Source organism: Saccharopolyspora antiqui, assembly GCF_052246905.1.
GTDB lineage: Bacteria > Actinomycetota > Actinomycetes > Mycobacteriales > Pseudonocardiaceae > Saccharopolyspora.
Genome location: NZ_JBQQBO010000037.1, coordinates 32,755 through 56,252, shown reverse-complemented (window position 1 = coordinate 56,252; position 23,498 = coordinate 32,755). Strand labels below are relative to the sequence as shown.

At 68.6% G+C, this 23,498-nt stretch carries 24 protein-coding genes and 1 tRNA gene; 15 read left to right on the top strand and 10 right to left on the bottom strand.

The window, feature by feature from the left end:
• The first annotated feature begins 59 nt into the window (after positions 1-59).
• The 3 genes from galT (at position 60) to ACTWQN_RS35525 (ending at position 3,321) form a co-directional block, all read left to right on the top strand.
• Entirely contained in the window at positions 60-1,148 is a 1,089-nt protein-coding gene (gene galT / locus ACTWQN_RS35535; RefSeq protein WP_443208056.1) for a galactose-1-phosphate uridylyltransferase, read from the top strand.
• Positions 1,149-1,255: 107 nt separating this feature from the next.
• Positions 1,256-2,584 (top strand): S1C family serine protease, encoded by a 1,329-nt coding sequence (locus ACTWQN_RS35530; RefSeq protein WP_443208055.1) that lies wholly within the window; start codon positions 1,256-1,258, stop codon positions 2,582-2,584.
• 236 nt (positions 2,585-2,820) lie between these two features.
• Complete coding sequence (locus tag ACTWQN_RS35525) at positions 2,821-3,321, top strand: MogA/MoaB family molybdenum cofactor biosynthesis protein (RefSeq protein WP_443208054.1); 501 nt, start codon at positions 2,821-2,823, stop codon at positions 3,319-3,321.
• A 144-nt stretch (positions 3,322-3,465) separates the two neighbouring features.
• Here ACTWQN_RS35525 and ACTWQN_RS35520 read toward each other — a convergent pair whose 3' ends face one another.
• Positions 3,466-3,762, bottom strand: coding sequence for an antitoxin (locus tag ACTWQN_RS35520; RefSeq protein WP_443208053.1), 297 nt, complete (start codon positions 3,760-3,762; stop codon positions 3,466-3,468).
• 183 nt (positions 3,763-3,945) lie between these two features.
• Here ACTWQN_RS35520 and ACTWQN_RS35515 point away from each other — a divergent pair, with 183 nt between their 5' ends.
• Positions 3,946-4,116 (top strand): hypothetical protein, encoded by a 171-nt coding sequence (locus tag ACTWQN_RS35515; RefSeq protein WP_443208052.1) that lies wholly within the window; start codon positions 3,946-3,948, stop codon positions 4,114-4,116.
• 72 nt (positions 4,117-4,188) lie between these two features.
• Here ACTWQN_RS35515 and mscL read toward each other — a convergent pair whose 3' ends face one another.
• From mscL to ACTWQN_RS35495, 4 genes are all read right to left on the bottom strand, one after another.
• Positions 4,189-4,644, bottom strand: coding sequence for a large conductance mechanosensitive channel protein MscL (gene mscL, locus ACTWQN_RS35510; RefSeq protein ID WP_443208051.1), 456 nt, complete (start codon positions 4,642-4,644; stop codon positions 4,189-4,191).
• Positions 4,645-4,733: 89 nt separating this feature from the next.
• A complete protein-coding gene (locus ACTWQN_RS35505; protein WP_443208050.1) occupies positions 4,734-5,384 on the bottom strand; it encodes an SAF domain-containing protein in 651 nt (216 codons plus the stop codon).
• Between the two features lie 210 nt (positions 5,385-5,594).
• The gene (locus ACTWQN_RS35500; RefSeq protein WP_443208049.1) at positions 5,595-5,921 is read right to left on the bottom strand and encodes an FmdB family zinc ribbon protein; all 327 of its coding nucleotides are present in this window, start codon (positions 5,919-5,921) and stop codon (positions 5,595-5,597) included.
• A gap of 98 nt (positions 5,922-6,019) precedes the next feature.
• Complete coding sequence (locus tag ACTWQN_RS35495) at positions 6,020-6,616, bottom strand: 5-formyltetrahydrofolate cyclo-ligase (protein WP_443208048.1); 597 nt, start codon at positions 6,614-6,616, stop codon at positions 6,020-6,022.
• Between the two features lie 37 nt (positions 6,617-6,653).
• Between ACTWQN_RS35495 and ACTWQN_RS35490 the strand changes: the two genes are divergently transcribed.
• From ACTWQN_RS35490 to ACTWQN_RS35470, 5 genes are all read left to right on the top strand, one after another.
• Positions 6,654-7,556: a UTP--glucose-1-phosphate uridylyltransferase gene (locus ACTWQN_RS35490; RefSeq protein ID WP_443208047.1), complete on the top strand. Its 903-nt coding sequence runs from the start codon at positions 6,654-6,656 to the stop codon at positions 7,554-7,556.
• 54 nt (positions 7,557-7,610) lie between these two features.
• Positions 7,611-8,834 (top strand): molybdotransferase-like divisome protein Glp, encoded by a 1,224-nt coding sequence (gene glp / locus ACTWQN_RS35485; protein WP_443208046.1) that lies wholly within the window; start codon positions 7,611-7,613, stop codon positions 8,832-8,834.
• Between the two features lie 7 nt (positions 8,835-8,841).
• Complete coding sequence (locus tag ACTWQN_RS35480; RefSeq protein ID WP_443208045.1) at positions 8,842-9,507, top strand: GNAT family N-acetyltransferase; 666 nt, start codon at positions 8,842-8,844, stop codon at positions 9,505-9,507.
• A gap of 303 nt (positions 9,508-9,810) precedes the next feature.
• Positions 9,811-10,578, top strand: coding sequence for a divisome protein SepX/GlpR (gene sepX / locus ACTWQN_RS35475; RefSeq protein ID WP_443208044.1), 768 nt, complete (start codon positions 9,811-9,813; stop codon positions 10,576-10,578).
• 74 nt (positions 10,579-10,652) lie between these two features.
• Positions 10,653-10,725 (top strand) — tRNA-Ala (locus tag ACTWQN_RS35470).
• Positions 10,726-11,164: 439 nt separating this feature from the next.
• On the opposite strand, the gene ACTWQN_RS35465 is transcribed toward ACTWQN_RS35470, so the two are convergent.
• On the bottom strand, positions 11,165-11,524 hold the full coding sequence (locus ACTWQN_RS35465) for an MmcQ/YjbR family DNA-binding protein (RefSeq protein WP_443208043.1): 360 nt from the start codon (positions 11,522-11,524) through the stop codon (positions 11,165-11,167).
• 134 nt (positions 11,525-11,658) lie between these two features.
• Between ACTWQN_RS35465 and ACTWQN_RS35460 the strand changes: the two genes are divergently transcribed.
• The 3 genes from ACTWQN_RS35460 to ACTWQN_RS35450 all read left to right on the top strand — a co-directional run bounded on the left by ACTWQN_RS35460 (position 11,659) and on the right by ACTWQN_RS35450 (position 15,467).
• On the top strand, positions 11,659-12,396 hold the full coding sequence (locus ACTWQN_RS35460) for an IclR family transcriptional regulator (protein ID WP_443208042.1): 738 nt from the start codon (positions 11,659-11,661) through the stop codon (positions 12,394-12,396).
• Between the two features lie 308 nt (positions 12,397-12,704).
• Positions 12,705-13,745 (top strand): CapA family protein, encoded by a 1,041-nt coding sequence (locus tag ACTWQN_RS35455; RefSeq protein WP_443208041.1) that lies wholly within the window; start codon positions 12,705-12,707, stop codon positions 13,743-13,745.
• 282 nt (positions 13,746-14,027) lie between these two features.
• Complete coding sequence (locus ACTWQN_RS35450) at positions 14,028-15,467, top strand: MFS transporter (protein WP_443208040.1); 1,440 nt, start codon at positions 14,028-14,030, stop codon at positions 15,465-15,467.
• 164 nt (positions 15,468-15,631) lie between these two features.
• On the opposite strand, the gene ACTWQN_RS35445 is transcribed toward ACTWQN_RS35450, so the two are convergent.
• Positions 15,632-16,849 (bottom strand): cobalamin-independent methionine synthase II family protein, encoded by a 1,218-nt coding sequence (locus ACTWQN_RS35445; RefSeq protein WP_443208039.1) that lies wholly within the window; start codon positions 16,847-16,849, stop codon positions 15,632-15,634.
• 318 nt (positions 16,850-17,167) lie between these two features.
• Between ACTWQN_RS35445 and ACTWQN_RS35440 the strand changes: the two genes are divergently transcribed.
• From ACTWQN_RS35440 to ACTWQN_RS35430, 3 genes are all read left to right on the top strand, one after another.
• Complete coding sequence (locus ACTWQN_RS35440) at positions 17,168-17,593, top strand: MarR family winged helix-turn-helix transcriptional regulator (protein WP_443208038.1); 426 nt, start codon at positions 17,168-17,170, stop codon at positions 17,591-17,593.
• A 286-nt stretch (positions 17,594-17,879) separates the two neighbouring features.
• On the top strand, positions 17,880-19,274 hold the full coding sequence (locus tag ACTWQN_RS35435; RefSeq protein ID WP_443208037.1) for a DNA-binding protein: 1,395 nt from the start codon (positions 17,880-17,882) through the stop codon (positions 19,272-19,274).
• Between the two features lie 241 nt (positions 19,275-19,515).
• A complete protein-coding gene (locus ACTWQN_RS35430) occupies positions 19,516-20,604 on the top strand; it encodes a sodium:calcium antiporter (RefSeq protein WP_443208036.1) in 1,089 nt (362 codons plus the stop codon).
• A 13-nt stretch (positions 20,605-20,617) separates the two neighbouring features.
• On the opposite strand, the gene pqqD is transcribed toward ACTWQN_RS35430, so the two are convergent.
• The 3 genes from pqqD to fdhA form a co-directional block, all read right to left on the bottom strand.
• Positions 20,618-20,899, bottom strand: coding sequence for a pyrroloquinoline quinone biosynthesis peptide chaperone PqqD (pqqD, locus tag ACTWQN_RS35425; protein WP_443208035.1), 282 nt, complete (start codon positions 20,897-20,899; stop codon positions 20,618-20,620).
• Positions 20,896-21,594: a pyrroloquinoline-quinone synthase PqqC gene (gene pqqC / locus ACTWQN_RS35420; protein WP_443208034.1), complete on the bottom strand. Its 699-nt coding sequence runs from the start codon at positions 21,592-21,594 to the stop codon at positions 20,896-20,898. The genes pqqD and pqqC overlap by 4 nt, the downstream gene beginning before the upstream one ends.
• Before the next feature lie 436 nt (positions 21,595-22,030).
• Positions 22,031-23,245: a formaldehyde dehydrogenase, glutathione-independent gene (fdhA, locus tag ACTWQN_RS35415; protein WP_443208033.1), complete on the bottom strand. Its 1,215-nt coding sequence runs from the start codon at positions 23,243-23,245 to the stop codon at positions 22,031-22,033.
• Positions 23,246-23,498 lie beyond the last annotated feature (253 nt).

Below are 23,498 nucleotides of genomic sequence, written 5' to 3'. Positions count from 1 at the left end.
TCCCCGGCTCGTCGGGGCCGATCGGGTGCGGGTGTCCCGCAAGGCACCGTGGAGGAGCAGTGAAGCGGACGGCGCGACGCCTTGCCGATGGTCGGGAGATCATCTACTTCGACGCCGACCCGACGCGGATTCGGCAGGCCGCGGACACCAGGGACCTGCCGCCGCAGGCCCCGGCGTCGGAGATGCGGCGGGACCCGCTGACCGGCGAGTGGGTGGCGATCGCCGCGCACCGGCAGTCGCGGACCTACAAGCCGCCGACCGAGCTGTGTCCACTGTGTCCGAGCGGCCCCAGCCGACCCACCGAGATCCCGGAATCGGACTACGACGTGGTCGTGTTCGAGAACCAGTTCCCGTCGTTCGCCCAAGGCATCCCCGGCCGGGAGTCCACTGTGGATGGGATGCCGATGGTGCCGTCGGCGCCCGCTCGCGGGCGCTGCGAGGTGGTGTGCTTCACCTCCGACCACGACTCCTCCTTCGGGCGGCTCAGCCCCGCGCGCGTCCGCGACGTGGTGGACGTCTGGGCCGACCGGACCGCGGGATTGGCCGAAACACCCGGTGTGGAGCAGGTTTTCTGCTTCGAGAACCGCGGCGAGGAGATCGGGGTCACGCTGCACCACCCGCACGGCCAGATCTACGGGTATCCGTTCATCACGCCGAAGACCGAGAAGATGCTGCAGGTCGCCGAGAAATACCGGGCCCAGCACGGCAGGCACGTGCAGGGCGATGTGCTCGCGGCCGAACGCGCCGCAGGGCAGCGCGTGATCGTCGACTCCGAGCACTGGACCGCCTTCGTGCCCGCCGCCGCGCGCTGGCCGGTCGAGGTGCACCTCGTACCGCACCGGCAGGTGCCCGACATCGTGGCGCTCACCGATGCCGAGCGCGACGACTTCGCGGTGACGTACCTGGATGTGCTGCGCCGCCTCGACGGGCTCTACGACCGTCCGCTGCCCTACATCGCTGCCTGGCACCAGGCTCCGGTGCGCACCGGCCGGGAGCTTTCCTGGTTGCACCTGGAGGTCTTCTCGGTGCTGCGGTCGGCGGACAAGCTGAAGTACCTGGCTGGTTCGGAATCCGGCATGGCCGTGTGGATCAACGACGCGACACCGGAGCAGATCGCCGCGCGGCTGCGGACGCCAGCAGCCGGGTAGGTCGCACATCCCGGGTAGGTCGCAGATCACAGTGCGGCGGATCGTTTTCAGGGCGCTCCACAGGTTGATCTCAGGCACTTCTCAGTTGCCTGGCGCAGAGTAGAACCATGACCGATCACACCCCGGATTCCTCCGGCGCCCAGCCGGAAGAACCGAAACCGCAGGCGAGCTCCGCTGCGGGCGCAGGCGACACGCCACCAGCCGGGGTGCCGCCGCAGCAGCCGTACCAGCAGCCCTATCAGCAGTCGCCCTATCAGCAGTCGACTGAGCAGCAACAGCCGCCACACTCGACGCAGCAGTTCCCCCAGTCGCAGCCCTGGTCCGCTGGCGGTGGGTACACCGCGGCGGCCCCGATGGGGCACCCGCGCAACCGGCGTGGCGGGCTGATCGCCGGGGCGGTGGGGCTCGCGCTGGTGGCCGGACTCGTCGGCGGCGGAGTCGGCGGCTTCGTCGGGTACCAGCTCGGCGACGACGGCTCCGGCATCACCTCGCTGAACCAGCCGCCGCCCGCGCGCAGCGCGAGCACCGCGCCGCAGGGCTCGGTGCAGCAGGTCGCCGACAAGCTGCTGCCCAGCGTCGTCCAGTTGCAGCTGGTGACCTCGCGCGGTGGCGGTGAGGGATCCGGGATCGTGCTCAGCAGCGACGGCTACATCCTCACCAACAACCACGTCGTCGACGGCGAGGGGCAGGGCACCGGTCGGCTCACCGCGCTGTTCCACGACAACCGCTCGGCGCCGGTGCAGGTCATCGGTACCGACCCGAAGTCCGACCTCGCGGTGGTCAAGGCCGACATCACCGGCCTGACGCCGGTCGAACTCGGTCGCAGCGACGATCTCCCGGTCGGCGCGCCGGTGGTCGCCATCGGTTCGCCGTTCGGCCTCTCCGGCACCGTCACCAGCGGCATCATCAGCGCCAAGGACCGCCCGGTGCGCGCCGGTGGTGAGTCCGGCAGTGAGGACACGGTGCTCAACGCGCTGCAGACCGACGCCGCGATCAACCCCGGCAACTCCGGTGGTCCGCTGGTGGACATGGACGGGCGCGTGGTCGGCATCAACTCCGCGATCTACAGCCCCGGTTCCGGTCAGCAGCAGGCCGGGTCGGTGGGCCTCGGCTTCGCGATTCCGATCGACCAGGCCCGGCGCATCGCCACCGAGCTCAAGGACACCGGCTCGGCCACCCAGACCACCCTGGGCGTCACGATCGGCGCAGGTCAGCAGCCTGGCGCGCTGGTCCGCGACGTGGTGCCCGGTGGACCCGCCGAGCAGGCCGGGATCCGTCCCGGTGACCTGATCACCATGGTCGACGACCGAGCCATCCAGGACCCCGACTCGCTGGTGGCGGCGGTCCGCTCGCACGCCCCTGGCGACCGGGTGCGGATCACCATCGCCGATGGGAACCGCACCGTGGACGCCACCCTGATCGGGCAACAGGGGTGATCTGAACGCGCGGCCGGACTCCACCGGCCGTGTTCCGCGCCGACCGCGTCGGGCTGCCATGCCCCCACTGGGGAGCCCGGCGCGGTCGGCGGCGCACCGGGCTGGTGCACTGGAGAACTGGGAGGAACATGTCCGACAAAACAGGTGCTGTTGTCCCACATCGGGCACGGCGGTTGGTCGATCTCACCGGGTCGTTGGATCTGACCGGGATGGACCTTGGCACTACGGTTACCGGCATGGAACGCAGCGCGCAGCGGTTGGGGCGGGCCCTCGTGGTCGTGGTGGACGATCGGGTCGCTCAAGGCGAGCAGGAAGACAACATCGGTCCGCTGGTGACCGAGTTGCTGGAGGAGGCCGGTTTCATCGTCGACGGGACCGTCGCGGTGGCTGGGGAGACGGTGGACATCCGCAACGCGCTGAACACCGCGGTGATCGGTGGGGTGGACGTGGTGATCACCACCGGCGGCACCGGGGTGTCACCACGGGATGTCACACCGGACGCGACGGCAGGCGTGCTGGACCGCCCGATCCCGGGCATCGCGGAAGCCCTGCGGGCCTCGGGGCTGGCGGCGGGAGCGGTCGAGGCAGGGGTGTCGCGCGGTCTGGTCGGAGTCTCGGGCAGCACCCTGGTGGTGAACCTGGCTGGCTCCCGGGCATCAGTGCGGGACGGCATGGCGACCCTGACGCCACTGGTGGCCCACGTGATCGAACAACTCTCCGGCCTGGACGCAACCTGACCTGAATACCTGTCTTTGAACTCGTTTTGCTTTGCAGTGCAAGTAGCGGGCGTGGACTGAACGGCTGCGCCGCTTCAAAAACAAGATCAAAGACAAGCACCGAAACGCAGGCGGCGTCCAACCGCCTGCGTTTTCGCGTGTTGGTCAGGGCGTTTTCGGCGGTTCGGTGGTGCCACCGGTGTCCTCGGGGCCCTTGTCGCCAGGGGCTTCGGGGCCCTTCGGGGGCTGGCCGTCCGGGTGGTGCTCCCGCTTGATGATGCCTTCGACCTTGTGGCTGACGTTCTCGATCTTGTCGTGGTACTTGCCGCCAGTGGCCTTGTCCAGGCTCGACTTGGCCGCGTCGAGTCCCTTGACGGCGCTCGGCCCCGCCCGCTCGGCCAGGTGCTCCGCCTTGCCCTTCGCCTGATTCGCCAGTTCCTTGGCCTTCTCCAGGAAACTCATCTCTTGCCTCCCGTGGCCTAGTTGCCGGTGAGCCACGCCTTGCGCCGCTCACGCGGCATTTGACCTGCAACAACCTAACTGTAACCGACATCACAGCAGCGGTCGGCGAGGTTCCCGCGCGCTCGCGGCGGTGGGGGATGATGGGGGTGTGACCGGCGCTAGGCGCTGGTGGAAGGGTTTGACTTGGACGGCAAGACGGATCAGGACGGTCGGGAGCGGCGGCGCAAGCTCGCCGAGATCTTCGGCGACGTGCTGCCGGAGAGCACCTCCGACGACCGCCCGGACCGGGCTCCCGGTGCGGAGGACGACCGCTGGTACCGGGAGAACCGGCCGCCGCACCACGACGCGCGCTGAGGCCTCTCGAAGCGCCGCGGCAGGTCGGTGCGCACCCGCCGCGTCACGCCGAACGAGTTCCCGGCCGGGTGCTCACTTCTGCTGACCGTTGGCGGATGACCCGGTCTTCTCGTCGACGACCAGGCCCTGGATCTCCGGTAGACCTTGCTCGCGGCGCAGCAGGTCGCGGATCTCCAGCAGCAGTTCGACGTCGGTCGGCTCGGACTCGGTGTCCCCGCCCTGCTTGCGCCGCTCGGTGATCTTCTTCAGCGGCATCACGAACAGGAAGTAGACCACCGCGGCCGTGATCAAGAACGTGATCACGGCGTTGATCACTGCGGCGAAGTCGATGATCGACGCGGTGTTGCCGGCGCGCAGCTGGATGCTCAGGCCTGTGACGTTCCCGCCCCCGGTGGCCGCGATGATCGGCTTGATGATGCTGGTGGTGAAGGCCGTGACCAACGCGGTGAACGCGCTGCCGACGACCACCGCGACGGCCAGCTCGACCACGTTGCCGCGCATCAGGAAGTCCTTGAAGCCCTTGAGCACGCTGGAAGCTCCTCTCCAAATCAATGCAACCCGGAAGATCCCGGATGGATGATGCGCCGAATCGATAGTGGATCGACGCGCGACGCCACTCAGCGGAGCGTAACGGTCACCGACTGGGTGAGAGATGCCGCGGCCACCGCCGCAGCGGGCCCCTCCGGTAACCCCACGAAGATGAGTCTTCCCTGGTCGTGGCGACTTCGTGGCGGCTGGACGGCGATCACCGGGACATTCTCGGCGAGCACCGAAGTATGACCCGATCGAGTGATCGTTGTGATGAGGTCCACGCGTCTGCCGGGGACCAGGAAGTCGGCGACGTCCGGATCGGCCAGCCGGACCGGTGCCGACGCCGTCCCGGCGCCACCGGAGGCCACCGCCGGACCGTTGAACCGCACGTCGGTCAACGGCTCGCCGCCGCGCGCCGCGCTGCCCAGCACCCGGCCGACGGCTGCGGTGGCCTCCCGCAGCGTGCCGTCCGGCACCAGCTCGGCGGGCATCTCGCGGCGCGCCACGTCCACATGCGACAGAACCCGGCCGGGCGGCAGATCGCGCGCGGCGACCAGCACCGCCACCCGCGATTCCGGTGGCCCGTGGCGCGGCTGGACCGCCAACACCGCCGCCAGCAGCAACAGCGCCGCAGCGGTCAACCGGCGCAGCACGTGCAGGCGAATTCCCCGCCGTGCGAGGACGAATGCGCCGATGCGGTCGCGCAGTGTCGAGTTGAGACGGTCGTCCGATGCCATGATCGACTCACCGGGTTCGCGGAAGATCCAACGGCTTCCGAAGCTAGGGAGCTGCGCGGCGCAGCGGAAGGCGGGAACGGAAATCTGTGCACAAACCGGTCCGCTGTGGACAACTCGGCTCACTCGAACGATTTTCCGACCGTCACTGCCCGTGCACACGAAAATCGCCGACCGCGGCGGGCGGTCGGCGGGAGTTGCGGTTGTGCCAGCTCAGGAAGCGGCGGCCGTGGTGGTCGAAGAGCTGCTGCTCGAAGACGACGAGCTCGAATCGGAGGACGAACCGCCGCTGCCGTTCGACGACGAGCCGCTGTCGCTGGAGGAGGAAGAACTGCTCGTCGTGGTGCTCGACGACGAGTTCGACGAGCGGTTGTCGGTCCGGTAGAAGCCGCTGCCCTTGAACACGATGCCCACCGCGTTGAACAGCTTGCGGAGTCGGCCGCTGCATTCCGGGCACTCGGTGAGCGAGTCCTCGCTGAACGACTGCACCGCCTCGAAACGGTGATCACATTCGGTGCAGGCGTACTGGTATGTGGGCACGGCCGCGAACCTCCGGCATCTCGTCTTTGGCACTCAAACAGCAGGAGTGCTAACTCGATAATGCGCCAGATCGGGTGTCCGGTGCAAACACTGCTATGTCACATGGGTAGTGCCACGACCCCACGCCGTGGTGTCAGCACACCGTTCATCCGCACGTCATGCGGCTCGCCGGGCAGTTCGTCGACGAATTCGCGGTCCCGGACGATGCCGATCAGCGCCGCGCCCGGCGCGGCCATCGGCAGCGACCGGTCGTAGTACCCGGCCCCGCGCCCCAGCCGCACACCCCGGTGATCCACGGCCAGCGCGGGCACCAGCAGCGCCTCGGCCTCCCCGATCGCGGCTGGTCCGAGCCGATCACCAACCGGTTCCAGCAGGCCGAACCCGGCCGACCGCAGCGAATCCGGACCGGTGTAGGCGGCCCACTCCAGCGGCCCGCCGCGAACCACGATCGGCAGCAGCACCCGCAGCCCGGCCTCGCGCAGCGCGTCGAGCAGGCCCGGCGACCCCGGCTCACCGCCGACCGGGACGTACGCCGCCACCGTCCGCACTGGACGGTCGCCCAGCCACCGCAGCAGTGCCTTCTGCAACGCGCCCGCCTCAGCGGACCGGGTGGTCTCGTCGACCTCGCGGCGCTGCTCCAGCAGCAAGTTGCGCCACTGCGATTTGGTCGTACACGATTCATCCAGTGAGCTCACAGCTCCACTGTAGGTATGACCGATAGGCTCCCTGGCCATGAGCAGCCCGACGAGCACGCCCAAAGCGTTCCGGACCGCCATCGTGCCCGCCGCCGGTCTCGGAACTCGGTTCCTGCCGACCACCAAGGCGGTGCCCAAGGAGTTGCTCCCGGTCGTGGACACCCCCGGTATCGAACTGGTGGCCGCCGAAGCCGCCGAAGCGGGTGCGCAACGCCTGGTCATCGTGACCTCACCGGACAAACGGGCGGTCGCCGAGTACTTCCAGCCGCAGCCCGAGCTGGAGCAGACCCTGAAGGACCGCGGCAAGGACGAGCTGCTCGAAAAAGTCCGCCGTGGACCCGCGCTGATCGCCGTGGAAACGGCCGTGCAGGACCGGGCCCTGGGGCTGGGCCACGCGGTGGGCTGCGCGGAACCGAACCTGACCGACGCCGACGAGGCGGTCGCGGTGCTGCTGCCCGACGACCTGGTGCTGCCGCGCGGGGTGCTGGTGCGGATGGCCGAGGTGCGCGCCCGCTACGGCGGCAGCGTGCTGTGCGCCTTCGACGTGCCGCGCGAGCAGATCTCCGCTTACGGCGTCTTCGACGTCACCGACACCGACGCCGACGACGTCAAGCAGGTCCGGGGCATGGTCGAGAAGCCGACACCCGAACAGGCCCCGTCCACCTTCGCTGCGGCCGGGCGCTATTTGCTGGATCGAGCGATCTTCGACGCGCTGGGGCGCATCGAGCCTGGCGCGGGAGGTGAACTTCAGCTCACCGATGCCGTAGCGTTGCTGATCTCCGAAGGACACCCGGTGCACGTAGTTGTTCATCGCGGTGGGCGACACGACTTGGGAAATCCTGGCGGTTTCCTCAAAGCTGCGGTGGACTTCGCGCTGGAAGATCCCGAGTACGGGCCGGACCTGCGGGACTGGCTCGTCGAACGGATGAGCAGGAGCTAACGCCGCGCGCCAGGCCTGGCCACGGCTCGGGCACGCGAGAAGAGGTCGACAGCCATGAGGTCAGTGGACGAGCAGCTCGCGCGCGTGCTCACGGCCGCCGTCCGGCCAGCGCCGGTCCGGGTGGCGATCTCCGAGGCGCAGGGCTTGCTGTGCGCCGAAGAGGTCATCGCCGAACAGGCGCTGCCCGGCTTCGACCAGGCCGCGGTGGATGGCTACGCGGTGCGCAGCATCGACGTGCAGACGGCCGTCGACGAATCGACCGTGCTGCCGGTCGTCGGGGAGATCCCGGTCGGATCGCGGCAGCCGCGCCGACTGCAGCCCGGCCAGGCGGTGCGGGTGGCCACCGGTGCGCCGCTGCCGACGCTGGCCGATGCCGTGGTGCCGCTGGCTTACACCGACGAACACCCGGCGAAGGTCACGGTGCGCCGCGCGGTGCCGTCCGCGGCTTTCGTCCGCCGCACCGGTGAGGACGTGCAGACCGGCGACGTCGCGGTCCGGCGTGGCGCGCCGATCGGCGCGGCGCAGGTCGGGCTGCTGGCGGCGGTGGGCCGCGACAAGGTGCTGGTGCACCCGCGGCCGAGGCTGTCGGTGATCTCGGTGGGCGACGAACTCGTCGACGTCGACCGGACGCCCGGCCAGGGCCAGGTCTACGACGTCAACTCCTACGCACTGGCCGCCGCCGGACGCGACGCCGGGGCCGAGGTCACCCGGGTCGGCATCGTCAACAGCGATCCGCGACGGCTGCGCGAAGTCGTCGAAGGCAGGCTGCTGCTGTCCGAGATGGTGGTGATCATCGGCGGTGCCGGGGGCGCGGTGGGCAGCGAGGTCCGCGCGGCCTTGGCCGACCTCGGCGAACTGGACGTGACCCGGGTGGCCATGCAACCCGGCTCGGTGCAGGGCTTCGGCAGACTCGGCCCGGACGAGATCCCGACCTTCGTGCTGCCCAGCAATCCGGTCAGCGCGCTGGTGGTCTTCGAGGTGCTGGTGCGACCGCTGATCCGCGCCGCGCTGGGCAAGCTCAACCCGCACCGGCGCACCGTGTCGGCCGAGCTGCTCTCGCCGATCACCTCGACCAAGCAGCGGCGCGGATTCCTCCGCGGTCAGCTGCTGCGCGATCCGAAGAACGGCTCCTACCTGGTGCAACCGCTGGGCACCTCCGGTTCGCACCTGCTCGCGTCGCTGGCCGAGGCCAACTGCCTGGTCGTGGTGGACGAAGACACCACCGAGGTAGCGGCGGGGGAGGACGTGCAGGTTCGGTTCCTCTCCCAGCGCGCGTGATCCGCCGATGCAGCCCACCGACGCTGATGGGTTCGCGATCGGCCGACACCCCGGCTGGCCGATGCGGCTCGGGCCGCTGATCACCGCGCGCGGCGCCGTCGCATTGCGCCCGCCCCGTCTTCGGGACGCTTCCTCCTGGAGTCGAACTCGGCTGCGCGACCGCCTCTACCTGCAAAAATGGGAACCCACCGCGATCGGTGGCTGGCAGGAGCGCAACGCGGTGATGTCCTGGCCCGCGCAATGGGGTGCCCTGCGCGGCATGGCCCGCCGAGGCCAGGCCCTGCCGTTCGTCATCACCGTCGACGGCGAGTTCGCCGGGCAGCTGACCATCGGCAACATCGTGCGCGGTGCGCTGCGCTCCGGGTGGGTCGGCTACTGGGTGGCCGAGCGGCTGGCCGGCGGTGGGGTCGCCACGGCGTCGGTCGCGCTGGCCGTGGACCACAGCTTCGGTCCGGTCGGACTGCACCGGCTGGAGGCGACCGTGCGGCCGGAGAACCAGCCGAGCGTGCGGGTGCTGGAGAAATCCGGATTCCGCCGCGAAGGGCTGTTCCACCGGTACCTGGACGTGGCCGGTGCCTGGCGGGACCACTACGTGTACGCGCTGACCGTCGAGGACATCCCGGACGGCGCGGTGACCAGGCTGGTCCGGGCCGGTGGAGCCAGCCACCCCTGAGCGTTACCGCCGATACCGATCCTTGACCTATCCGGTACCGAGATTTTGACCACGCACGGTCACCGCTGAGCAGGGCCGACTGAGTCGAGCTGCGCCGAACAGCGGTGCCGCGCGCGGCAATCGGCGGTGCGGAAGGCGACACGCCGGTGACGATGTTGCCGCCGATTGCTCTGAACGTGCGGTTTTCTTCTCGCTGGGGAACCGATGTGACTCGGCGTGGCTCCGAGACAGAAGTGACTGCTGTGGCTAGCGTGGCGATCGCAGGCTTGTGTGCTGCTGGTGGCCAGGGGGAGGTGGCGAGGCATGCCCAGCTCGTTGATCTTCGCTGCACTGGCAGCGGCGTGGCTGGTCGTACTGGTACCGATGTTCGCCCGCCGCCGCCAGGAAGTGTCCAAGACCACCGATTCCGCGCTCGCCGCGCGAGTGGTTCGGCGAGGCAGCGGTCGGCGACCGGCAACGCCCGGAGCCGCGACAACCGACAGGGTGGAGGAGGCGTTCGGGATGCCTGACACCGACCGGGACGACGTCGTCGAAGAGCACGAGTCCGACAACTCGTGGCGACGGGTGCACAGCGACGACGTCCGGGCCGGACGTCGCTACCGGCCGGGCCGTGGCGGCTTCGACCCGGAAGCCGCCGCACTGGCCGCACGAGCCAAGTACGCCCGTCGGCAGCGGATCGTGCTCGTCATGCTGCTCGTGGCGGTGACCACCGCGCTGCTGGCCGGTCTGATGTGGCCCATGGTCTGGTGGGCGCACGGCGCCATCGACCTGGGGCTCGTCGGCTACCTGACCTACTTGCGTCGGCAGGTCCACATCGAAGAGGACGTCCGCAGCCGTCGACTGGCCCGGATGACCGGCGAGCGCGACGAAGTCGACGACTACGACGAAGACGACGAGCTGGTCGAGGAGTACGACGAGGACGTCGACGACGAGACCGGCGAAGCCGAACGCCCCGCCGACCGCCGACCGGCCGCGCAGGCGGTGCGCGTGGAGATCGACGACGAAGACCCGATGTTCGATGAGCTGGACGAACGCACCTGGGAGCCCTATCGGCGCGCCTCCGGCGAATAACCCGCGAGTGCTGATCAGGGGGTGCTGCGAGTGCTGATCCGGAGGCTTGCTAAGCTCTCCGCAGCACTCAACCAGGGGCTGTAGCGCAGTTGGTAGCGCGTCTCGTTCGCATCGAGAAGGTCAGGGGTTCGATTCCCCTCAGCTCCACGCGAAGAGTGGGAGAGCCCTGTCGACTTTGTCGACGGGGCTCTTCGCGTTATGACTTTGGGGGGCCGAGCCCCCCAAGCCCCCCACGGTGCGGTGGTCACCCCTCGTCGGCTTCTTGCGTTTTGTGGTGTTCCCGGCCTGTTCTCGGACCAGCTCTCCGATGGGGTTTGACCGCGAGTTGTTGGCATGTGAACTTGTTTTGTAAGCAGAGTGGTTGGCTGTCGGGTTGAACTTTTGTTGGGATGAGCACTGCGGTCGGGTTGTGCCGTGTTCGGGTCGTTGAATTGGGCATTGCACTAACGCCTGTTTTGGGGCCGCGTGTGGTGGTGTGTTCGCGTGCACGGCTCGGTCGGTGATCTGTTCGTCGTCGATGTAGCACGTCGGGCGAAGGCTGGAACACGTTCCAGAACGCGGCTGGTGATCGGCTGCGCCGAGCCGGTCATTCTCGAAGGCGGGCGCGTTGGGCGGGTTTGAGCGCGGCGACGACGAGGTCGTAGGAGTCTTCGATCAGGTCGAGCAGCAGGCGATCCGCCAGCGATCCGTCGATGGTGATGGTGTTCCAGTGCTGCTTGTTGAGCCGATGGCCCGGCTTGATCGCGGGATGGGTGAGGCGCAGCTGCACCGCCAGTGCTGGCTCGCACTTGAGGCTCACCCGAAGCGGCTCGTCCGCCAGCGAGCTGATCGCGAACACCCGCCCGGCGACCTTGAACACCGATCGCTCGGGGTAGCGCGGGAACGGGAATTCCTCGCTCGCGCCCGGAAACGCCAGGCACGCCGCCCTGAGCTCGGCCGGGGTCATCGCAGTGCGCCTGCGGTGGCGAGGAGGCAGGCGGTCAGCCGGTAGCAGGCCTCGTTCGTCATCTGAACCTCCCGGTCCGGTCGGCGGGCGTGCGGCGATGCTACTCGCGCGTTGTGGCTGATAACGTGCTTCCAGTGGAGCAGTCTGATGTCGTACCTCCGGCTCACGATGAGGTCAGCGCGCGCAACGAGCTCGATCGTTCGGTGTCGCAGACCCTGAGCCGAGGACTGCAGGTGCTCGAAGTCCTCGCTGCCGAAGGGCGGCCGCTCACCGCGCAGCAGATCGCGAGGGCCCTCGGGCTGAGCCGCCCGGTCGTCTACCGCCTGCTCCGCACCCTCTCGCAGCACCACCTGTTGAGCACCGAAGTCGCGAACGGCATGTACGACCTCGGGCTCGGGCTGCTGACCCTCTCGCGCAGCGTGCAGAAGGACCTCCGCAGCGCGGCATTCCCGATCATCAGGTCGCTGGCGCAGCAACTCAACACGACCGTGGTCCTCGGACTGCGCGACGGCGACGAGGTCGTCTACGTGCTCGCCGTCGAGGCCGAGTTCGCCCGGATGGCGGTGCGCTCGCGGGAAGGCACCCGCCGATCGCTTGAGACCAGCACCTCCGGACTCGCGCTGCGGCTGACGTTCGAGCCGGGCCCGGACGACGACGAGGAACTGCGGCAGGCGCGGGCCGCCGGATTCGCCGCGCGCGACGCCGTGATGGGCTACCAGGCGACGGCGATCTCGGCGCCGGTCCCCTCGGAAGTCGGGCCGAGCGAAGCGTGCGTGACGGTGTTGTTCCCGAACGTTATCGACGACATCGAGGACAAGGCCCCGCTCGTCGTCGACGCGGCGGGGCGCATCGCCGGGGCCGTGCGGATCTGAGCGCCGCCGACCGGCACCCGTGAGTGATCGGTTGCGGTAAGAACCCGGACTTCCACGCAACGTACTGCCCAGCCCAATCCGCGCGCCTGCGCTCGGGTCCTCGCGCGCCATGCCGGGCTGACTTCGCGCCGAGCCGATGCGGCAGTGGGTCGTCCGGCGTTGACTCGCCTGTTCAGGATAAGTAGATTGATATTTCGTACAGCAGTTACGAATATCGGACACATCAAGTCTCGGCACGGGAGCGACGACGCGAAGCGAGAGCCGGTACCCGGCGGCGCTGGAGACAACAGGAAGTAAGGAGCCACGCGATGGCCACATCCGGTCCGTTCAGGATGGGAGCGGTCGGCGACATCAACCTCGCGGATTTCGCCACCGACTCGAACCCGTTCCGCGACCTGATGCCGTACCTCGACACCCTGAACCTCGCGGTCGGCACGCTTGAGGGCCTGCTCGCCGAGCCCGCGGAGCTGTTCTACAAGCCAGGCTTCAAGCACGTCGGCGAAGGCCACGCGCCGAACCTCGCCGAGGCGCGCTTCCGGATGCTCAACCTCGCGAGCAACGTGAGCTTCGGGGCCGATCCCATCGGCACCACGATCAAGCAGCTCGACGCAGCGGGGATCGCGCACACCGGGGCGGGTTTGGACCGCACCGGCGCGCGCCAGCCCGCCCGGTTCACCGTGGACGGCAAGACCATCGGCATGGTCTCCCGGACGGCGGTTTTCTGGCCGCACGGCCACGAGGCGACCGACACCCAGGCGGGCGTCGTGCCGATCCACGTGACGACGTCGTACCAGCCGCACCCCCGGCTCATCGAACTGCCCGGACTACCCGCCAAGGTCATCACGACCCCCGATCCCGCCGACGTCGAAGCGCTGCGGGCCGACCTCGCCGCCCAGCGCGAGGACGTCGACATCCTCATCGCGTTCTTCCACTTCGGCGTCTCGTCCCAGCGCGAGGTCGTCGACTACCAGCGCACCCTCGCCCAGGCCTCGATCGATGCGGGCGCGGACGTCGTCTTCGGCTCGCACGCCCACGTCATCCAGCCCATCGAGGTGTACCGGGGCAAGCCGATCTTCTACGGGCTCAGCCAGGTGATCTTCGGCTGGGACTTCGTGGCGCGCGTGAAGCACCCCGGTGGACCGGGCCTCATCGCGGAGCTCGAACTGGCGGACGGGGAGTTCCGCTGGAGCGCCCGTTTCGTGAAGCCGCAGGAGAACCTCGAACCCCGGATCGTCGCGCTCGACGAGGTGTCGGCGGAAGTCGAGTTCCTCACCGCCTCCTGCCCGGACACGGTCCGCTTCGAAGGCGACCGGCTGATCGTCCGAACCGGACTCGACACCACGCCGTGACCAACCGGTCGTAGTGCCTGTCTTCGATCTCGGCTTCGAGTTCCGAAGCGGCGCCAGCCGCTCCGCTACCCGCACCCGCGCAGGACGAGTTCGAAGACAGGCCGCCCGCGGCGGCGCAGACCGGTGTTGACGAAACGGATGCTGGCGGGGGAGAGCCCCGATCGCCAGTCATCGCGCGGAGATCGTGGCCGGACAACCGGTCACACCCCGTCCGCTGCATCGGGATCAGGCACTCCCCGTGTCGATTGGTCCTGGTCCCGCGAGCGCACAAGGGAGTGTGCAGTGTCGGATTCAACGACGAGCAGTCCGGTCATCGACGTGGTTCCGGTGATCGAGAACCAGAAGATCGGACGGTTCTGGGTCGCACTTTTCGCCGTCGCATGGTTGGTCACGTTCCTCGACGGTTTCGATCTCCAGATCATCTCGTTCGCCGGTCGCTACCTGAAGGCCGATTTCGGGCTCAGCAACACGCAGCTGGGCACCCTGGGAACCATCGGCGTGGTGGGCACGCTGTTCGGCGGAATCGCCATCACGTACCTGGGCGACAAGTTCGGACGCAAACCCGCGATCGTCGGGTCGGTGGCCGGTTTCGGCCTGTTCATGGTGGCGTTCGCCTTCGCGGCGGACTACCCGCAGCTGGTGATCCTGCGGCTGGCCACCGGTTTCTTCATTGGCGGCGCCCTGCCGCTGGTGTGGGCATTGGTGAGCGAGTTCGCGCCCACGCGGCTGCGATCCACCTCCGTGGTGATCGTGATGATCGGGTACAGCCTCGGCGCTGCCTCGGGCGGGCCGGTCTCGAACCTGCTCATCCCGCACTTCGGCTGGCAGTCGGTCTTCCTGGCTGGCGGCATCGGATCGTTGGTCGTGCTCGTTCCGGTGTTGCTGTTCCTGCCGGAGTCCATCAAGTTCCTGGCGCAGCGCGATCTCGCTCGGCATCGGCTCATCGCCCTCCTCCGCCGGGTCAGTCCGGGTATCGAGCTGCCTTCCGGCGCGAGTTTCGTGGTGGGCACGCAGGCCGTGGACCGGAGTCGCTTCACGCCTGCGGCGCTGTTCCGGGGTCGGCTGGCGCTGATCACCCCGCTGGTCTGGGCAGCCTGGTTCTGCTCCGCGACGGTGGTCTTCTACCTCACCTTCTGGAGCCCGATCCTCAACGAGCAGATGGGTTTCAGCGTCTCGGCTGCCGCGAGCCTCGCCGCGGGGGCCTCGATCGCGGGCGCGGTCGGTCAGGCCCTGATCAGTCGGTTCATCGACCGCCGGGGCGCCGGGGCCATCATGTGGATGCCGCTGCTCGCGGTGCCGTGCCTGGTGCTGATCGGGTTCGCGCCGCTGGGAACCGTTGGTTACGTGCTCGTGCTGCTCGTGGCCAACGTGTTGATCGTCGGCGGCAATGGCGGCGTCATCAGCATCTCCAGCATCTTCTACCGGCCCGCGATCCGGGCCAGCGGTGGTGGTTGGGCGGCATCGGTTTCGAAGCTCGGCGCGATGCTCGGGCCTTGGCTCGCCGGGCTGCTCCTCGACGCTGGTGTCGGCGCCAAGGGGACCTTCTTCGTCTTCGCGATCTTCCCGGTCGCGATGGTCGTCCTGCTCGCGGTGCTGGGCCGGGTGCAGCGCGGGTTGCCAGCGGATGTGGATGGATCGCTGCGGTCGAGCACCGATGCCAGCGGGTCTGCCGATGGGCAGTCGCTGGCCGCGGGAGGTGCGTCCGAACAGCGCGCTCGGTGAGCGGCCTCCGGCCTGCTCCCGGTGGACTGCGCGGGAAAGGTCGCGGGCGGGTGGTGATCGCCCGCCCGCGATTCGAAGGTGATCAGCGGGTTCTTGGCGAGCAGCAGCTCGTCGATGGGCCTTCTGGTGGCGCCGAGGGCAGGACCGCCGATCGCTCGGCTCCGTCAGCCCGCCGCGGTGCCCCACAGCTCCCGGGTGGCCAGCCGTGCTCCTTCGGCGAGCGCGGTCAGCTTGGCCCACTGGATCTCGGGGTGCACGCGCTTGACGAAGGCTCCCTGCGCGAAGCCGCAGTCGGTCCCGGCGAGCACGTTCTCCCGGCCGACGACCTTGGCCAGCCGCGTCAGCCGCTGGGCGACCAGTTCGGGATGCTCGACGACGTTGGTGTGGTGCGTCACGACACCGGGGATCAGCTTCTTGCCTTCGGGGAGCCGCACGTCCTCCCACACCCGCCACTCGTGCTCGTGCCGCGGGTTCGCCTGCTCGATCGCATAGGCCCCGGCGCGAACCTGCAGGACCAGGTCGACCACGTCCCGCAGCGGCGGGTCGAAGGCGTGCGGGCCGTGCCAGCTGCCGAAGCACAGGTGGTAGCGCACCCGCTCCTCCGGGATGGTGCGCAGCGCGTGGTTGAGGGCGCGCACGCGCAGTTCGGCCCACCGCCGGTAGTCCTCGAACGATCCGCCGCGCGACATGATGGTGTCGCACTCGTGCATCAGCACCGCGTCGTCGACCTGCAGGAGCAGCCCGCTGTCCACGATCGCCTCGTACTCCTCGTGCAGCACGTCGGCGAGCGCGAACACGAATTCTTCGTCGTCCTGGTAGTACTCGTTGGTCAGCCAGTAGGCGCTGGCCGGTGCCACGACGGGAAGAAACGCTTGTGCGCCTTCGTGATCGGCGAGCGCGGCGGTGAGGTTCGCGATGTCCCGATCGAGCGCGCTCCGGTCGTAGCGCAGCGGCCCCGTGCACACCCACGCCACCGCGCCCTCGGCCGCCGTCTCGTTCCCCGCGCCTTCGGCGGCGGCAGTGCTCTGCCGGTTGGCGGCTTCGTCCAACGCGTCGAGTTCGGCGTAGGCACCGGGGAACGCCTGGCGGTCGCGGCTGGGCGGCAGGATGCTGGCGCCGTCGGTGTCCATCGGCCGGGTTTCCAGGCCGCTCACCCGCTCGTACAGGTACGTGATCCAGCTTGCTTTGCCCATCTCGCCGTCGTCCACGACGTCGATCCCGGCCTCGACCTGGCGGCGCACCACCTCGGCGACCGAATCGCGCAGACACCGCGCGTAGGCGTCTTCGTCATCGGCTCCACCGCGTTCCCTGGCGGCGAGGAAGGACAGCAGTTCGGGTGGTCGGATCAGGCTTCCGGCATGCGTCGCGAGGATCCTGTCCACTGTTCCCCTTCCGGCAACCCTGACGGCACGCGGGTTCGGTTCGACCGGCGATCAGCCGTCCATCGCGGGTCTTTCCGGGAATCCGCGCTCTGAAGAACGCGAGTCGAGTAGAAGCCCGGACCCGAAGCGTTGTCAACGATCACTGGGCCGGTTGCTGTTGATCAACCGGCCGTTCGCCGCACCGGATCACTCGGCTGGTCGAAGCCCGTGACTCCCGGCGACCGCTTTGCGTTACGTCGCCCCACCCGGTTCGAGCTGCTTGAAATATTCAAGTTGTAAAAATAATGGCTTTGATGTATGTCCTGCTAGGCTTCGGCTATGACGACGCCGGAACCGCAAGTCACCGCCGAGCGGGTGCTGTGCGGGCTGGTGAACGGGCTGTCTCGGCAAATCGACGAACACCTCCGCGAGCGCGCGGTCAAACTCGGCCTCACCGCCGCGCAGGCGACCGCGCTGCGCGAGCTGACCGGGCCGATGACCATGCGGGAGCTGGCCGAGCGGATGAGCTGCGAGCCGTCCAACGCCACCTTCGTCGTCGACAAGTTGGAGAACCAGGGGCTGATCGAACGTCGGCCGCACCCCACCGACCGCCGCGCCAAGCTGTTGATCCGCACCTCGGAAGGCGATGCGCTCCGAGCGAAGCTCCTCGAACTCCTCACCGAGCAATCGCCGCTGGCCGGGCTGACGCAGCAGGAGCAGGACCTGCTGCAGGACCTGCTGGACCGGGCCGTCAACCGCCGCTGAGCCGAGATCGACTGCCGGATACAGGCCACTGTGGACGGAGCCGGGGAGCGGAGTTCCGGTTGCTCCCGCCGGAGGATTCCGCAGCCGTGCGAGCCGACCGCGGTGGCGAATGGCTGATGCCAACGCCGTCCCGGCGAAGGGCAGGTTCGCCTGATCATCGGCCTTGAGCAGGGAAGACGAGATCGATACCCTGTGATGGGTATCACGGTGCGTTCAACGGATTGCCGCGCCGTCGGCGCGCTCCGTCACCCACGACAACGAAGTCGGGATGGTAGGGGAGCTACCGTTGACGATCAGTGCGGGTGCATCGGACGGTAGTCGTTCCCTTTCGGCCTCCGCGCGCGCCGTTTCCCGGGCGTGGGAGAGCTTCGCGACCGGTGAGGGCACCGTGCAGGGGGTCCGTCCGGAGATCTTGAGTTCCTGGTGCCGGTGCCGGGACCAGTACGACGTCGATCCGCGCCTGCGGTCGGCGCCCGGAGCCGCCGAGCACAACGAGCACCGGTTCGAACAGGACGTGATCCTGACCAAGCTCGGTGGTCTGGCCGCCGTGGCGGGTCGGGAGATGGAGCAGGCCGGTGGGATCGTCGCGGTCAGCGACGGCAGCGGCCGGATCCTGGCCTCCTACGGCGCACCCGATGCGCGCAGGCGGGCCGAGGCGAGCAACCTCGCGCCGCGCTCGGCCTGGTCGGAGCGCACCACGGGAACCAACGGGATGGGAACCGCCCTGGAGGTTCCCGGCGCGGTGACCGTTACCGGACCGGAGCACTGGTGCGAGGGCTTCCACGAGTGGGCTTGTGCGGGAATCGCGATCCGCGATGTCGTCACCGGCGTCCCGCTGGGGACGATCGACGTCTCGCGGTGGGGTCGGCCGTTGTCCGCGCAAGTGCCCGACTGGCTGGAGAAAGCCGCCGCGAGCGTGGCGTCCGAGATGTTCTGGCGGGCCGTCTCGGACGGTCGGAGCGTGGTCGCCGGGTTCGGCGAGGAGTCGTCGAGGGCGGGCAGCCCGCTGGCGTGCCTCGATCTCGGCGGCAGGGCGATCGTCGCGGACGACGACGCGATTTCGCTGCTCGGGATGCCGCGTGAGGTCCCCATGGTCGCGCCGTCGCAGCGCTGGCTACCGGACGTCCCGGAACTGTCCAATGTGGTGCGGTGGGCCACCCGCAGATCGCTCGCCGACCCGCAGTGGCGCGGTTTCGCACGGCTCGCGGTGCAGCCGAACGACACGATGTCGGTGAGCATGCGCCCCTTGTTCGCCGACAACCGCCTGGTCGGGATGTGCTGCGAATTCGGGCCGCAGGAAGGCGAAGCCTACGGTGGCCCCGCCGCGCGCGGGTCGCCGCGCGGGCCGGAGCGGATCATCGGTGTCCGAAACGATCGCCTGATCGTGCTCATGCCTTCGGAAATCCGCTACGCCGAAGCCGATCGCAACACCGTGTGGTTGAACACCGACCGAGGACGGATCCAGGCCGCCATCCGGGGACTGGACAACGTCGACCAAGCGCTGCGCTCCTACGGGTTCTACCGGGTGCACCGCCGTTTCCTGGTCAACCTCCGCCGGGTCGCGGAAGTGGAGCGCGGTGTCAAGGGCGAGCTGCTGCTCATCACCGATCCGCGCTCGCCGGAGTTCATCCCCGTTTCCCGTCGGCACGCACCCGAAGTCCGTCGACTTCTCGGCGTGTAGCCGAGCACCGTTCGTTGGCCGCACGCACCCGCTCGTGGCGCGAGACCCGCCATTGGTTCCAGAGCGGTTGCTCGGACGCTGCGACCGGTCCAACGTAGCTGACAACAAGGACATCTGGTCGGCTTCGCCGAGTTCGACAAGGAGCGCGATGATGGCTGGTACAACACTGCGCCGGGCGCGAGCGGTTGTCGATGCGGCACCGCGGAGGTCGCAAGAGCTCAGCACTCCGATGTGAGTCGCCATGACCTCGATACTCGTCTTCATCTCCGGTGCGGCGCTGCTGATATACAGCGCCGAGAAGTTGGTCGGCTACCTCGTCGGAGTCGCGAGCGGTCTGAAGATTTCGCTGTTCCTGCTGGCGATCGTCTTCACCGGTATCGAGTTCGACGACATCTTCCTCGGCGTTGCGCTGAACCTGGAAGAACTCGACGAGGTCGCGTTGGGCATCGTGTTCGGAACCGCGCTTTCGCTGCCCGGAATCGTGCTCGCGCTCGCCGCGATCATCACGCCCACCAGGGTGAACATTGCGCGCGACTACCTCGTCATCTTCGCCGCCGCACCGCTGGTGATGATCGTGTTCACGCTGCTGGCGCCGCTCACCGTGCTGGCCGGGGTGGTGCTGCTCGGGCTGTTCGTGCTGTTCGTGGTCTACGTGGCGGTGCGGGAATCCAGGAGCGGAGTGCCGGTCTTCCGCGACGCGGAGATGTACGAGGCCTTCGCCGCGGTCCGCGGCTCAGGCGGCACACCGCCGCCCCACCAACCGCAGGCGCACGTTGGGGGTGGTGGGCCGCAACCGCCCGCAACCGGGACCGAACGGCCCTTCGCCGAACGAATGCCGTTCGCCGAAGCCCGCGAGCATTCCGGCTGGGCCGGGCTCGGATTGGCGGTGCTCGCCCTCGCCGGGCTGATCGTCGGCGCGGCGACCACGGGCATCGGCACCGAGGGAATCCTGGAGACCTACGGGCTTGAGGGCACGCTGTTCGGGGCCACCATCGCCACCGTCGTGCTGACCATCGAGGACTTCTTCCTGACGGTGGAACCCGCCCGCAAGGGTGCGCCGGAGATCGGGGTCGGCAACGTCATCGGCAGCGTCGTCTTCTCGGTCACCGGCAAGCTGGGCATCATCCTGCTGGCAGGTGGTCTCGTGGTCGGCGCGAACGTGCTCACCTGGCATCTGCCCGCGCTCCTCGTGCTGACCTGGTTGGCGGCGCTCTTCCTCGCCACGGGTCGGTTGCGGCGCTGGCACGGCGTCGTGCTGTTGGGCCTCTACGTCGTCTACTGGGTGGTGAGCTTCGGGGTGTTCGGCGTCGCGCCGGTCGAGACTTCGTAACGGGGGCAACGGGTCATTCGCCGCGGAGCTGCACGCACTGCCGGGCGACCAGGCGGGCGAGGAAGTCCCGCACCTCGTCGTCGGGCACGTTGGTGTATCGACCGCGCAGTTCCCGCACGATCTCGGCGACCGTGCGCGACCCGTCGCAGAGGTCGAGGATGGCCGCGGCCGTGGGGTTGAGCACCACCACCGACTCCGGACCCAGCAGCACGTGCCGCTGGCGGACCTGGTCGAAGGTAACCCGCACATGCGGCGAAAGCCGGGGCTGGCTCTCGGATCGCACCGCGGAGTTCATGGCCGCCTCGGTTCGCCGGAGTCCGCGTACGCGCGGTCGATGGCGTCGAGAACACTCCAGAGAACATCGCACTTGAACGACAGCGCAGCCACGGCGTGCTGCTGCTCGTCGACCGTTCGGCAGTGTTCGATCACCACCTGCAGCGCGTGCTCGGCGTCGCGCGGGGCCTGCCGCAGGCGAGCCCGGAAGTAGGTCAGGCCCGCGCTGTCGATCCACGGGTAGCGGCTCTCGAACGCGGCCAGGCGCTCGGTCATCAGGTCCGGCGCGAACAGCTCGGTCAACGACGACGCCACCGCCTCGACCCACGGCCGGGTGCGCGCGAAGTTGACGTACGCATCCACGGCGAACCGCACACCGGGCACCACGTGGCGCTCGTCGCGGACCTCCTCGCGGGTCAGCCCCACCGCCTCGGCCAACCGCAACCAGGCCTCGATGCCACCCTGCTCGCCCTCGGTCCCGTCGTGGTCGAGGATCCGGCGGATCCAGCGCCGACGCACCTCGCGGTCCGGGCAGTTGGAGAGGATGGCCGCGTCCTTGCGGGGGAGGTTCTCCTGGTAGTAGAAGCGGTTGGCCACCCACCCCTGGAGCTGGCGGCGGCTCAGGTGCCCCTCGTTCATCGCGACGTGGAACGGGTGCTGGTCGTGGTAGCGCTGCGACTGAGCGCGCAGCGCCGCGACAAAACCTTCAGCCGTCATCACAGCTCCGTCTCGGTGTTACTCCGGCAGCGCGAAGACGAACAGGGCGTCGCCGTGCGGGCCGCCCATCATCCCGGGTGCGAACCCCTCGGACCCGGGCATCCCAGCCGACCGGCACCGCGATGTACCGCGGTGTTTCAACATCATTTTCGCGAGGAACACCTCTTCCCATCGGCTTGTTTCGCGCTGCTCCTTGAGACTTCGCCCATTCGGGGCATGCTCGGCTCGGTGCCGTCGATCGCCCGTGTCCAGGACCATCGTGGTTCCGGCGGCAGGATTGCGCCCCCGTCGGCGACACGATCGCGTGTCGCCCGTTCGTTCACCGGGACTCCGGGACTCCGGGACTCCGGGCCTGGGGGGAGCCGAAGGAGCAGCGGTGGTTCTCCGAGGGCTCGTGGTGCCCCCTTGCCCCCGGAGAACCACCTGGTGCGTCGCCTCAGGCGGCGACGGTGCCGTGCGGGTCGATGACGTACTTCCTGGCTTCGCCGCGGTCGAATTCGGCGTATCCCCGGGGCGCTTGATCCAGGCTGATGGTGGTGGCGTTGACCGCCTTGGCGATCTCGGCCTTGCCAGCGAGGATCATGTTCATCAGCTTCCGGTTGTACCGCTTCACCGGGCACTGGCCGGTGGTGATCGCGTGGGATTTCGCCCAACCAAGGCCCAATCGCACCCCGATCTGGCCGATCTTCGCTGCCGCGTCGATGCCGCCGGGATCGCCGGTCACGTAGAGGCCGGGAATCCCCAGCGATGCGCCCGCGCGCGCGACGGCCATGACGTCGTTGAGCACGGTCGCGGGCGCCTCGGCGGCGTCCTTGCCGTGCCCGCGGGCCTCGAAGCCGACCGCGTCGACGGCCGCGTCGACCTCCGGCTCGCCCACGATGTCCTCGATGAGCTCGGAGAGTTCCGCGCCCTGGGCGAGGTTCACCGTTTCGCAGCCGAAGCTGCGGGCCTGGGCGAGGCGCTGCTCGTTCATGTCACCCACGATCACCACGGAAGCACCTAGCAGCTGTGCCGCGTGCGCGGCGGCCAGCCCGACCGGGCCCGCGCCCGCGACGTACACCGTGGATCCGGTGGTCACGCCCGCGGTGTAGGCGCCGTGGTAACCCGTCGGGAAGATGTCGGAGAGCATGGTGAGGTCGAGTATCTTCTCCAGCGCCTGGTCGCGATCCGGGAACCTCAGCAGGTTGAAGTCCGCGTAGGGCACCATCACGTATTCGGCCTGTCCGCCCAGCCAGCCACCCATGTCCACGTAGCCGTACGCGGCACCGGCCCTGGCCGGGTTGACGTTGAGGCAGATCCCGGTCTTGCCCTCGTCGCACATGCGGCAGCGACCGCAGGCGATGTTGAACGGCACCGAGCAGATGTCGCCGGGCTGGACGAAGAGCACGTCATCACCGGTCTCGACGACCTCGCCGGTGATCTCGTGCCCGAGGGTCTGGCCGACCGGCGCCGTGGTGCGGCCCCGGACCATGTGTTGATCACTGCCGCAGATGTTCGTGGTGACGAGCTTGAGGATCGCGGCGTGCGGTGCGTGCTTCTTGATGCCCAAGCCCTTCACCACGTCGTCCGGCAGTTCAAGCTTGGGGTAGTCGATCGTTTCGACGGCGACCTTGCCCGGGCCCTTGTACACGACCACGCGGTTTCCCGGCATGAGGTTTCCTTCCAATCCGCGTCGTTGCAGATCTGCGTTCGCCCTGCCGTGCTATCGAATTGCGCATCTTGCGACAGTTGAATTCGGACCTTATTCGGTTGATCTTCACAGCGGCAAGGAAACTGTGCGCAACGGAAGAGACCGAGCAACGAGCGGCGCCCAGCGCGCAACCACCGGTCGAAGCCTTGCGCGGGCGAAAGTCCAGGTATCGGCGGCGCGAAACGGATGGCGCTGGCATCGAGAGATTACTACA